Annotated in this window: 14 protein-coding genes; 8 read left to right on the top strand and 6 right to left on the bottom strand. The window is 44.1% G+C overall.

The genetic code is table 11. The features are described from left to right. Positions 1-41: 41 nt before the first annotated feature. Positions 42-941 carry an SDR family oxidoreductase gene (locus tag ERJ70_RS00925; RefSeq protein ID WP_209366535.1) on the bottom strand — a complete coding sequence of 300 codons (900 nt, stop codon included), beginning with the start codon at positions 939-941 and terminating at the stop codon, positions 42-44. Positions 942-1,124: 183 nt separating this feature from the next. Here ERJ70_RS00925 and ERJ70_RS00930 point away from each other — a divergent pair, with 183 nt between their 5' ends. From ERJ70_RS00930 to ERJ70_RS00945, 4 genes are all read left to right on the top strand, one after another. Further along, a complete protein-coding gene (locus ERJ70_RS00930; RefSeq protein ID WP_209366536.1) occupies positions 1,125-1,991 on the top strand; it encodes a TetR/AcrR family transcriptional regulator in 867 nt (288 codons plus the stop codon). 24 nt (positions 1,992-2,015) lie between these two features. Continuing rightward, positions 2,016-3,464, top strand: a complete 1,449-nt coding sequence (locus ERJ70_RS00935; protein ID WP_209366537.1) for an MDR family MFS transporter — start codon at positions 2,016-2,018, stop codon at positions 3,462-3,464. Between the two features lie 347 nt (positions 3,465-3,811). Further along, a complete protein-coding gene (locus ERJ70_RS00940) occupies positions 3,812-5,140 on the top strand; it encodes an amino acid permease (protein ID WP_209366538.1) in 1,329 nt (442 codons plus the stop codon). A 308-nt stretch (positions 5,141-5,448) separates the two neighbouring features. Next, positions 5,449-5,604 (top strand): YvrJ family protein, encoded by a 156-nt coding sequence (locus ERJ70_RS00945; protein WP_209369067.1) that lies wholly within the window; start codon positions 5,449-5,451, stop codon positions 5,602-5,604. Here ERJ70_RS00945 and ERJ70_RS00950 read toward each other — a convergent pair. Both ERJ70_RS00950 and ERJ70_RS00955 read right to left on the bottom strand, forming a co-directional pair. Continuing rightward, positions 5,601-6,323 (bottom strand): YqcI/YcgG family protein, encoded by a 723-nt coding sequence (locus ERJ70_RS00950; protein WP_209366539.1) that lies wholly within the window; start codon positions 6,321-6,323, stop codon positions 5,601-5,603. The two genes, ERJ70_RS00945 and ERJ70_RS00950, sit on opposite strands and share 4 nt — an antisense overlap. A gap of 61 nt (positions 6,324-6,384) precedes the next feature. Continuing rightward, on the bottom strand, positions 6,385-7,020 hold the full coding sequence (locus tag ERJ70_RS00955) for a LysE family transporter (RefSeq protein WP_209366540.1): 636 nt from the start codon (positions 7,018-7,020) through the stop codon (positions 6,385-6,387). A 154-nt stretch (positions 7,021-7,174) separates the two neighbouring features. Between ERJ70_RS00955 and eutH the strand changes: the two genes are divergently transcribed. After that, positions 7,175-8,263 carry an ethanolamine utilization protein EutH gene (gene eutH, locus ERJ70_RS00960; RefSeq protein ID WP_209366541.1) on the top strand — a complete coding sequence of 363 codons (1,089 nt, stop codon included), beginning with the start codon at positions 7,175-7,177 and terminating at the stop codon, positions 8,261-8,263. A gap of 345 nt (positions 8,264-8,608) precedes the next feature. Here eutH and ERJ70_RS00965 read toward each other — a convergent pair whose 3' ends face one another. Further along, positions 8,609-8,860: a hypothetical protein gene (locus tag ERJ70_RS00965; RefSeq protein ID WP_209366542.1), complete on the bottom strand. Its 252-nt coding sequence runs from the start codon at positions 8,858-8,860 to the stop codon at positions 8,609-8,611. Positions 8,861-8,877: 17 nt separating this feature from the next. Then, positions 8,878-9,138: a hypothetical protein gene (locus tag ERJ70_RS00970; protein WP_209366543.1), complete on the bottom strand. Its 261-nt coding sequence runs from the start codon at positions 9,136-9,138 to the stop codon at positions 8,878-8,880. Between the two features lie 135 nt (positions 9,139-9,273). Between ERJ70_RS00970 and ERJ70_RS00975 the strand changes: the two genes are divergently transcribed. Next, complete coding sequence (locus tag ERJ70_RS00975) at positions 9,274-9,693, top strand: organic hydroperoxide resistance protein (RefSeq protein WP_209366544.1); 420 nt, start codon at positions 9,274-9,276, stop codon at positions 9,691-9,693. A gap of 71 nt (positions 9,694-9,764) precedes the next feature. On the opposite strand, the gene ERJ70_RS00980 is transcribed toward ERJ70_RS00975, so the two are convergent. Continuing rightward, entirely contained in the window at positions 9,765-10,238 is a 474-nt protein-coding gene (locus tag ERJ70_RS00980) for a spore coat protein (protein ID WP_245208084.1), read from the bottom strand. 418 nt (positions 10,239-10,656) lie between these two features. On the opposite strand from ERJ70_RS00980, the gene ERJ70_RS00985 reads away from it, so the two are divergent. Then, on the top strand, positions 10,657-11,304 hold the full coding sequence (locus tag ERJ70_RS00985; protein WP_209366545.1) for an SGNH/GDSL hydrolase family protein: 648 nt from the start codon (positions 10,657-10,659) through the stop codon (positions 11,302-11,304). Beyond that, positions 11,292-11,783, top strand: coding sequence for a GNAT family N-acetyltransferase (locus ERJ70_RS00990; protein WP_209366546.1), 492 nt, complete (start codon positions 11,292-11,294; stop codon positions 11,781-11,783). The genes ERJ70_RS00985 and ERJ70_RS00990 overlap by 13 nt, the downstream gene beginning before the upstream one ends. Position 11,784 lies beyond the last annotated feature (1 nt).

Below are 11,784 nucleotides of genomic sequence, written 5' to 3' on the forward strand. Positions count from 1 at the left end.
GAAATATACAATCAAGGAGGCTGTCATTTTACCCCGGAGGATTAGGAACTTACCATAGTGCCGCCGTTTACGTGGATGACCTGACCTGAAACATAGGAAGCATCATCCGAAGCAAGATAAACATATGCTGGCGCAAGCTCAAAAGGCTGACCGGCTCGTTTGAAAGGGACATCCTGCCCGAAGGTTGTCACATATTCCGCAGAGAAACTGGATGGAATCAAGGGCGTCCAAATTGGTCCAGGTGCTACCGCATTTACCCGTATCGGAATGCTGGCCAGGTTTTGAGACAAGGCACGGGTGAACCCAACGATCGCCCCTTTGGTGGCAGAGTAGTCGATCAATTTTTCATTCCCTTCATAAGCCACGACGGAGGCAGTATTAATAATGGCACTCGATTTTTTTAAATAAGGAAGAGCTGCCTTGGTTAAATAGAAAAACGCATAAATGTTGGTTTTGAACGTATCATCGAATTGCTCAGAGGATACGTCCAGAAGACTGTCTTGAGGAAATTGCACACCATGGTTATTAACCAGTACATCCAGCCGGCCGAAAGTTTCCAATGTTTCAGCTATTACGGCCCGACAGTTTTCCTCTTCTCGCAGGTCGGCAGTCATGAGCAGGCAGCGCTGTCCAAGACTTTCAATGCGTTGTCTGGTCCGGAAGGCATCTTCGTTTTCATAGGAAGAATAGTAAGCAATGGCGATGTCGGCACCTTCTTTGGCAAAAGCAATGGCAGTTGCGGCACCGATTCCACTGTCCCCGCCGGTGATAACAGCAACCTTGCCGGCTAGCTTACCTGAACCGCAGTAATCTGGGTCCTCCACGATGGGTTTTGGAATCATCAGTCCTTCGATACCCGGTTGCTGTGGTTGATGCTGTGGTGGAAATGCCGGTTTTGCTTTGTCGTTTTCTTCCTTGATATGGACATACGTTTTTTTCATCTTACCCCTCCTGGTCAAAAGTCTATTCTTCAGTACTTTATTCAGCCCACACTGGAGGGGTTCCTAATGGGCACGCAACCGGCTCAAATAATTGACACTCCGCCTTTTTTCTTACTATAATGCTCCATAGTATAAAAACCGGCGGGTATTTTTGTGACTTACCGGTCACGGAGGTGAGAGGGTTTGACGGAAAGGCGGATGGAAATCATACAATCAGCAATCAAATGTTTTTCCAGGAAAGGGTATTTCTCTACGTCGATGCAGGAAATTGCAGAAGATTGCGGTGTATCCAAAGGACTGCTATATAAGCTGTTCGATTCCAAAGAAGATTTGCTTATCCAGGTGTTTGAATCCAACCATAAGCGAATGTTCGAGAAAGCAAGGACAATTTATCTGGATAAGACGCTGGTTCCAAGGGAGGTATTTAAGCAGTCCATCCTGATCGAGTTAGAGGGGATGTTCGAGAACAAGGACTTTTTCAATATATTGTATAAGTCGCTCCCAAAGGAGAACAACAAAGAAATACAGGCGTTGAGTAAACGGACAAGAGCGGCAATGCTCAGCTGGCATAAAAAGCTGCTGCTGGATGCTTACCAGGAAGAAGCTGAACCGATCATCTGGGACCTAACCGTCACGCTGCAAGGAGTCATCAAGGAGTACGTCCAGCTGATAGTCCAGGAACAAAAACCTGCGAATTTGCATCGGATAGCAGAATATATTGTCGATACGCTCGATGCAACTGTCGAAAAACACAGCGATAAGCAAGCGGTATTGACGAAGGAATTGATGGAGGAATACGAAACATACCAGTTCGATTTAGAGCCGCTTGAGCGGCATGAGCAGCTTGAAAAATTGTTCCGTCAATTAAGGGAACAAATCGTTTCGCTGCCGAGGCCGGAGCGAAGCGAACTGGGTGATGCAATCAATTTAATGGAGCAGGAAGTGAAAGAAGAAAAGCCGCGCGAGTTTCTTTTGCAGGCTTTGCTCACCTACCTCAAACAACACGTCGAAACGATTGGGACGTTGGAACAAATAGAGAGACTGCTCTAATTCCAAAATAAAGGAGATGACAGCATGGCAGAAGTACAACCAGGACAAGTGCAGAATCGGTTTCCGATAGTAGCGGTACTGCTTGCTGGTGCGTTTGTAGCGATATTGAACCAGACTCTGATGGCAACAGCAATCCCGCATATTATGGGGGACTTTCATATTTCAGAGAACACCGCCCAATGGCTGACAACGATTTTCATGCTTGTTAATGGAATCATGATTCCGATCACTGCATTTTTAATTGAAACATTTACAACGAGAAAGCTCTTTATTACCGCAATGACCTGCTTTGCTGCCGGTACCTTGATATGCGGCATTGCCCCATCTTTTTTTATCTTAATGGTGGGACGGGTCGTGCAGGCTGCAGGGGCTGGGATAATGCTGCCTTTAATGATGACTGTATTCTTGACCATTTTTCCAATCGAGAAGCGCGGTGCTGCAATGGGGAATGTCGGTCTTGTCATTTCCTTTGCGCCTGCCATTGGCCCGACTTTATCAGGATATATCGTGGAAAGCTATCCATGGCGGGTCATGTTTTTCATCATTTTACCAATTGCAATCATTGATATTGTCATTGCTTATTTTGCATTGAAAAATGTAAACGAGCTCACCCATCCAAAAGTGGACATCATCTCCATTATTTTGTCTTCCTTAGGGTTCGGTGGATTGTTGTATGGATTCAGCAGCGCCGGCAACAGTGGCTGGGACAGCATACAAGTTGTTGCATCACTTATCGTCGGTGCATTGGCATTGTCGGTATTTATTATCAGACAGTTCAAGCTAGTACAGCCGATCTTGGAATTCAGGGTGTTTAAGTATAAAACGTTTACCATCACCACCATTATCGGGATGATCGTGTTTATGAGCTTGATTGGTTCTGAGACTATTTTGCCGATCTATATGCAAAACATGCTTGATTTTTCCGCGCTGGAATCAGGAATAATGATTATGCCAGGGGCTTTATTAATGGGGGCAATGTCGCCGATTACTGGTAGAATCTTCGATCGAATCGGCGCCCGCTGGCTGGCGATAACCGGGTTGACCATCATGACAATTACTACGTTCCTGTTTACCAATTTGTCGACAGAGACATCGCTGCTTTACTTAACAGTAGTATTTGGTATCCGCATGCTGGGCATGTCAATGGTCATGATGCCAGTCACCACAGCAGGGCTAAACCAGCTGCCACTGAAACTGATTCCTCATGGGACAGCGATGAATAATACCATGCGTCAAGTGGCCGCTTCAATTGGAACAGCCATTCTGGTTACCGTGATGACCAGTGCCGCTTTAGATAGCGGCCCCGACGCCGCGACCAGCGATCTGATCCACGGAGTAAACGTCTCCTTTTGGGTAGCCACCGCCTTATCTGTCGTAGGCTTGGCGCTCAGTTTTTTCATAAAAGGCACCACCCCCGCCCAAGAAAGAGCCGAGCAGGAAAGAAAAGCGGAAGCGACCGGGGAGCGGCGATAGAAGTGCGCCCCCGCAACGGGGGTGGTTCGGCATTGCCGCGCAAAGCGGCGGTTTTCGCCGAACTTCCCATGTACCGTAGGAGGTAAAGGAAATATGCCCCTGCAAAAGGGGTGTGCCGACGTTGGTGCAAAGGCCGAAGTTAGTCGACCATTCTTATAAAGCGATATAGTAAGATGGGGCTTATTTTCATGAAGCTGTCGGAAGCAAATCATTGTTTCTGGCAGCTTTTGGTGTTTTCGGAAAAACTCCTTTTCCTGGGTGCTAATCCAAAAAGCATCCAATCTTTTCCCCGTATAAATCCTCTGTTTCTCAGTAACAATAAACTCGATAAAGCTGGAGGGATACAGATGAAGAAGCAAGGGGAAAGCCAGAAAAAAATAAGATGGTGGCAGCTTTCCATGATTGGTATCGGGTGTATTATCGGTACCGGTTATTTTTTGGGATCAAGTATTGCCATCAGGCAAACCGGTCCTTCGGTATTGTTTGCCTTCATTTTAGCAGCGACAGGTACATATGTCGTATTTGATGCACTTGCTAGAATGACTGCGGAACATCCGGCAGAAGGTTCCTTTCGTTCCTATGCAAAAAAAGCCTATGGTCATTGGGCTGGATTCAGCAATGGCTGGGTATATTGGTCGTCGGAAATGCTGATCATGGGAAGTCAGCTGACAGCACTTGGTATTTTCTCGCAATTTTGGTTTCCAAAGGTGCCGTTGTGGATTCTTGCCTCGGTATTCGGTGTCCTGGGACTGATTGTCATCCTCACCGGAGTCAGTGGTTTTGAACGGTTTGAAAATATATTTGCTGTGGTAAAGATCGCAGCGATATTGATGTTTATCATCATAGCCATATTGGCGGTTTCTGGTGTTCTCAATGGCCAGAAAGAGTCTCCGTCTTTCGCATTTGGTTTTCAGGAATTATTCCCGAATGGCTTGGTCGGGTTTTGGACAGCTTTGATTTTTGCTTTTTATGCTTTTGGGGGAATCGAAGTAATGGGAATAATGGCTAACGAGCTGAAAGAACCGAAGGAGGCTCCTAAGTCGGGTAAGATCATGCTATTATCTTTGACGGTCATTTATTTAGCCTCCTTATGGCTGGCTCTGCATCTGGTGGCTTGGAATAAATTCTCTACGGATGAAAGTCCCTTTATTCTGGCGTTGGATAAGTACCATATTGCTTTTGTACCCCATGTGTTCAATGGAGCGTTAATTATTGCCGGCTTTTCCACAATGGTTGCCTCTTTATATGCGATTACCACCATCATTGTCAGCCTGGCGAAAGACGGGGATGCCCCGAAACTTTTCACCAAAAAAACCGGAAAAAGGGAGCTCCCCCTTCGGGCTTTATGTCTGACAACCAGCGGACTGATTTTGTCCATCATTGTTTCTTTACTATTGCCTGAAAAAATTTATGAGTATTTCACCACAGCGGCTGGCTTGATGCTGCTCTATACCTGGCTGTTTATTCTTTTTTCTTATAAAAAGGTTATGAAGCCTTCGGGGATGCAGCTGGCGAAAAGATATATTGGATTACTGCTGATTCTTCTGGCCGTATCGGGAACATTGTTTGATAAATCCAGTAGACCTGGCCTTTTTATCAGTTTGGGATTTTTAATCCTTATCGGCTTGATCACCTTATCAATGAAAAAGAAATGGAAACGCGGGACAAAAGCATAGTGACCAAAACAAACACCGAACGATAGTTTGAATTCGTTCGGTGTTTTATACTTTCATAATCTGCGAATTAACTTAGCAAAATTTATGAATAGTGCAAATCTCCACTCCGGCAAGTTCATTCGCTTTCCGCGGACACGGCTTCAGCTATTGTGCCCACGTTTTTCCCTAAGGATGTGTGGATTTTTTATTACAGAATGGTGGTTGTCCTTTACGTGATCCGAGTTTCCTTCATATAAAGTAGTATAGCGGTATCAAGGATATGGCTATGCCACTTATGGTGCTAACCAGGAAGGGGTTGAGTGACTGCTATGTTTGAAAATCTGACATTTATCCAGTTGATTAGTAATCTGGGCTTCCCTATCGCAATCACTGTCTATCTGCTCCATCGGTTTGAAAAACGAATCAAAGCATTGGAAAAAGCAGTAAATGACCTGGCCAAGCTAATTGAATCCAGTAGGGACTAACGTTGCTTCGGATGGAATGGACAGCTTTGACTGGAGGTTTGATCTTCCCTTAAAAAATATTGCTTCGCTTCAAAGTTATCCCCCTGGCCATAAGTATTCAAATCTGGATGAGGAGGTACCTCATCATAGGCAGTTAATCGTTGCCTTATTTTTTCTTTTATGGACAAGGCATACGGCTGGCTTGTGAATCGCTCAAATGCCCATCTCGGTGTAAAGGCAAGAAGAAAACAAGGAAAACTGCGGCTTTTGCGCTTGTGATGACTAGGAGTAGCCGTGTAAATGAAATACCGCTCTCCATGAAAGCAAAATTCCCATAGAGGTTCAGAGGGATGGACAGGAATTTCGGCTGGCCAATTAAAGGAATCGCTGTCATGGAGATCGGTCAACAGTTTCCAAAATAAATATTCATAGTCGGCAACTGAACGTTCCTTATCGTTTTCAAATAATAGAATGAGGGACGTGTAACGGCCGAATCCTTTATAGGAATGACTGTATTGTCCAAGCAGGTCAGCCAACGTTTCCACGGCATGGACATTGCCGGGCCGAGGTAGGAAGCCAAACCGAAAATGCTTCAAAGAACTCCCCTGTACGGCAGGAATACAAGGGAAACGGTCCTGTTTGTCAGCTAATTTTTCAAGAAATGCTTGATAGTTGGAAAAGTGAGAATGGCTAATATCTTCTGGTTTCCTGATTAGGTCCTCACTTGTATAAAGCCTCATGTTTGTCACCCTTTCCTTGATAAGTTATTATCAAATGCGAAAATGGGTGACTGTCATTTGTTTATTGAAGAGGAAACAGCAATGCTGCCGCCTGCCAACCGAAATAAATTCCGAAACAAATCAGGGAAAGTCCGGATAGGACGGAGATGATAATTAACACCCGATCGGTCAGGAGGCGACGGAAACTGCTGGCTATGAGGGCCATCGTAATATCCCAGATAATCAAGCCAAGGATAACGGCACAGCTGTATAGGACTAAATGGGAGGTGTCATATTGGGCGGCTGTTTTTGCCAATACGGACCCATAGATACCCAACCAGAACAAAATGGTCAAAGGATTGGATAGTGCTAAGAAGAAACCAGTAAAAAAGGTCTTTGCTGCCGAACTTTCATTGTTTCGATCTTGTTCCCCAGAGAGTTTTTTGGCACTCAGGAGGCTTTCAAAGCCTGTATATAGCAAGACAAAACAGCCGAAAGACCAAAGGAACGTTTTCATGAACGGGGTTTCCAAAAAATGAACGATACCGAAATAAACAGTCAACATGTACAAAATGTCTGCTGCTAAAGAACCGAGTCCTATCAACCAGGCGTGGAAGAAACCGCTTTTGATCCCCTTGTCCAATTGTGCAGCGTTGATCGGTCCGATCGGAGCAGCTAGAGAAAGCCCCAAAAATACATAGCTAAAAAAAATCCCCACTTTATCTCTCTCCCTTATGGATAGCTTGTACAGTTTATTCATCTGAAAGAAGAGTTAGCACAGGAAAATTTCAAATAAGGCAGACGTGACTGGAAGTAGTGGACAAACTGTTGGTAAAATGAATGGATAAATGTAAAAAAAGCTGGTGAGATACATGATAAACGAACTGATCATTTACCTGGTGGCGGTGTTCTTTGTTTTGGGTGCTGTCGACAAATGTATTGGCAATAAGTTGGGACTCGGAGAACGATTCGGTGAGGGGTTTCAGGCTATGGGTACTATTGCCTTGGCCATGGTTGGTATCATTTCATTGGCACCCGTGCTTGCCAAGTTACTTACTCCTTTGGTGCTGCCGGTCTATAGTCTGATAGGTGCTGATCCGGCTTCCTTCGCCAATACGATTTTGGCTTTGGATATGGGAGGTTATTCTCTGGCTGAAGCCATGTCACAAACAGAACAGGCTGAACTATTCTCCTGGGTGTTCCTGGGAACCATGCTAGGACCGACTATTGCTTTTACGATTCCTGTTTCGTTAGGGATGCTTGAAAAGCAGGACTATCCTTATTTTGCGAAAGGGATTTTGCTCGGTGTGATTACCGTTCCTATAGGATGCCTCGCTGGCGGCATGATTGCTGGTCTTGATTTCCTGATGATCATTCGTAACTTAATCATTCCTGTTCTACTGGCTATTTTCATTTCCATCGGATTGTGGAAACAGAAAGAGAGAATGCTGTTCATTTTTTCTCTATTTGGAAAAGCCGTACAGCTACTGGCTATTGTAGGCCTTGCCGCGATAGGGACGGAATCTCTTACAGGATTGGTGATCATTCCGGATATGACGCCGATCAATGAAGGGATACAGATTGTCGGAGCCGTTGCGTTATTTCTGGCAGGTGCTTTTCCGATGCTGGCTTTTATTCGGAAAGTATGTGGTAAACCGCTGCGGAGTATAGGAAATAAAGCTGGGATCGATGAGGCGTCAACAACAGGTATACTTGCCTCGCTTGCCCATATCATCCCCATGCTGGCAACGCTGAAATATATGGAACCGAGAGGGAAGGTGCTCAATGTAGCTTTTGCTGTAAGTGGGGCATTTACGTTTGGCGGTCATCTTGGTTTTGTCGCTGGAATCAATCAGAATGTTGTGTTTGCCGTTGTAGCTGGGAAACTGATCGGTGGCGGCAGCGCCATGATACTGGCTTTGCTTACGACCCCGAAGCATACTGGACGGAATGCTAAATGATGAAGTGGGTATGATGAACTGGTATTCGGCCAAGTTATTTAGCGGATTTTTATGTAAGACCTCTGGAGTAGGAAATAAAAAAACAATGGAAACATCAAAAAGTCCGGCCGGTATGTTGGCCGGACTTTTTTAACAGATAAGAAGGTATAAATCTCAGAGATGTCCAGCTCCAGCGCCTACCCGCTCGAGGTCTTAAGCAAATCCTCTGTGTGGCAAAAGCCCGCCACTTCGAGGCTTTGCTTAAGCTTGTCGGAGGCCCAAACGATGTGGGTCATGCAGGCGTTGTCACAGGACGTGGCAGCTTTAGCCTGTACTCCTTTAACAGGCGCATGCGCTTTTGTCCCTTCAATGGATTATCGATTGCTGTGTCTGCTTGAGGAGTCGTAACAAATCATCTGCTCGTTGGAGCTGCTGTTTCTCTTCTTCGTTTAACGAGTTTAAACTTTGGTGGGCCAATGCCAGTTGTTCTTGTGCATAGGTAAGGTGGTTTTGCGACTCCGTAAACTTGCCAGGGTCAGTCTGGGCAAGCTCTGTCCATTGCTGTGCCCGGTTGATTGCTGTCGTTGCAGCCTCCAAGGGGTTATCTTCTTTCTTCAAGCTCATCACCTCTGCTGTCAATGGACTTCTTTTGTTTCCTCAGCAATTGCTTCGTCATAAGCATCAATTAGTTTAGCCATTTCTTCTTCGGAGACGTCGAGCAAAAATTCATCATCGTCTTCATGTAGAATCCGTTTCATTTTAAGTTCTTCACCGGAAGAATACAGCACGTATTCTTTTTTATCCATTTCGATGACTGCATCGACTTCGTAATCCTTCTGGTTACCCGCTTCATCTTCTATGGAGATAGTTTCTAAATTATCTTCTGGTTGTTTCACCTGCATCACCTCTCCTATAGTTTTTACTGCATCGATGAATTTATACGAAGGGGAAAAACGGACAGGTTGTTTAAAAGTATCGAAAAAAAGGAAAATTAAAAAGGAACATAAAAATGCGAGGAGGATGATTTACTAATGAGTGATGTATTATTCACTTCCCATGCAACGGCAAAAGGCGGAAGAAACGGTCATGTAAAATCCGATGATGGAATCATCGATTTGGATTTAGTCAATCCAGCCGACGATCCCAAATCAAAAGGATCAAATCCTGAGCAGTTATTTGCTGCCGGTTATGCTGCATGCTTCGATGGTGCGTTGAACTTAGTAGCCAGCAAGCAAAAGAAAGATATTGATTCCACCATTACTGCTGATGTTGATTTTCTAAAAGATTCAGAAGACAACGGCTTTAAAATCGGTGTTACCTTAAATGCTGAGATTAAAGGGGTATCTCAGGATGAAGCTGAAAAACTGGTTGAGCAAGCCCACGAAGTATGCCCGTACTCGAAGGCAACCCGGGGAAACATTGAAGTAAAATTGAATGCAAAAGCTGTTTAAAACCAATGAATAGAAAGAACAGGAAGTCCGAGCTATTGAGCATGGGCTTCCTGTTCTTTATGTGGAAGATGTTAGAGGCTTAATGCTTTTTTCGCTAGCTGCATGTCATGCTTAAACAATTTCTTTAAATCGTAAGCTGGATAATTTCCTTGTTTGTGCATGAATTGGAAAATATCATCATGCATCAGAATCATCTTATTCAGTTGATTGACCAGCACCTTTTTTAAAGCCGGTGTCGCCGTTTCGGTAATGGCGATACTATAGTTGCGGACAGCAGTTTTAGTCAAAACCAGTAAATCTCCCTGGAACAGCGTTTCGTCCACTTGTTTTCTTTCTTCGTCTTCCTCTCTTGGTGTATGAGGATAAAATGCAAGCAGTTCCTTTATACTGGCTTCCATTAGTTTGATCGCTTGCTGATACAATCCTTTTAGTTCCGGATTTTTGATTTTTGGCAGTGTCGTCTTCAACTTCATCAGTCCAATAGAATTAAAAGCAGTAATTTCGTGCAATTCAAGTGATTCATGCCAGGCTAACGTATTATCCAATGTTCACAACTCCCCTGTCTGTTTAAATATGTCTTTTTAGTGTATGCGAACACCCATATACTGGTTCGGTTTTTTAGCTATGGAGAAATGGAGGGAAAATGACCCTTAAACAGGAGGCGGTTAATAGCGAAGTGTATCCCGCGGAATCGATTAGCTCGCTTCTCATTACGGATAGAGGAGCGTCATAAGCATTCATCTACAGTTTATATTTTTTGGTAAACTTTTTATTAAACTTTGTTTCACAATCTAAACCAAGCAGAAATCCGTGCGGCATGCTGGAATATTCAGGTCCGAGTAAAGGGATGCATGGCTCCAATCACCAGTAAATATAAAAAATACTTTCTCCTTGTTGGATGTTTGACTGTCACCTTAGGTATGTAGTTAACTTAATGACAGTACATCCTGTGGAAGGGAGCTAGTGCCATTGTTGGAGAAAAGCAAAATAGTATTTATTGGAGATAGTATCACAGACACCGGACGGAAAGAGGATAGGCAAGGAATAGGATATGGGTATGTAAGACTTCTTCATGATTATTTGATGACGGAGTTTCCCAATTCTTCTCCCGAAATTATTAATAGGGGAACGAACGGAAACCGGATCACTGATTTGGCTGCAAGGTGGAATCCGGATGTCATCGACCTACATCCGGATTTTGTCTCCATTTCCATCGGGATAAACGATGTATGGCGGCAATTGGATCATCCGGAAATGAAACAGGTTTACCCGGATATATTTCATGAAATCTATAGGCAACTGCTTGATTTGTTAAAGTCTTCTGGAGCTATTCCGATTTTAATGGAGCCTACCATCATAGAAGAGGATCCTGGTTCTCCCGGTAACCAGAAGCTAAAGCCGTATGTGGACATTGTCCGCCAACTAGCGGTACAGTATGATGGGTTCCTTGTTCCAACCCATCAAAAGTTTATAGCCTTTTTAACCGGTAATCATAAAGAAAAGCTGACCACAGATGGGGTTCATATGACATCCCTGGGGAATATGCTGATGGCGAAAACATGGCTTCAATCGGTTCTGGAGCAACAGGAGGAATGCAGATGTTCAAAATAAGACAAGGCAGTGCGGAAGATTTTGAAGAGCTTCTGGAGATATACAAAGAACTACAACAGCGAAGGGCTGCTGCGAAGCCGGAATACTTTAAACAAAACCAGGCACCAATTAACGAACAAGATTTTTTGAAAATCATAGCAGATGAACGGAAACGATTATATGTTGTAGAAAGAGCCGGAGCCATACAGGCCTTTACTATTTTTAAGGGCGAAAAACATGAGGAAACAGCTTTATATAAGGAACGCCGGATTATTAAGATTGAAGAGTTATACATTAAACAAGACCAGAAATACAAAGGGATCGATCAATATTTGTTTGAAAAAATCAAGAAGTTTGCTTCCAGTATCCAAGCTACGGAGATTGAATTGGAGCTTTGGGAAGATGATCTGGAAATGATCGATTATTACGAAGAAAGACTGGAACTGATTCCAAAAACAAGAACGATGGTTTTTCCGGTCAGCAGTCTGGAAGGAGAATGAA

Source organism: Sediminibacillus dalangtanensis (assembly GCF_017792025.1).
GTDB lineage: Bacteria > Bacillota > Bacilli > Bacillales > Amphibacillaceae > Sediminibacillus > Sediminibacillus dalangtanensis.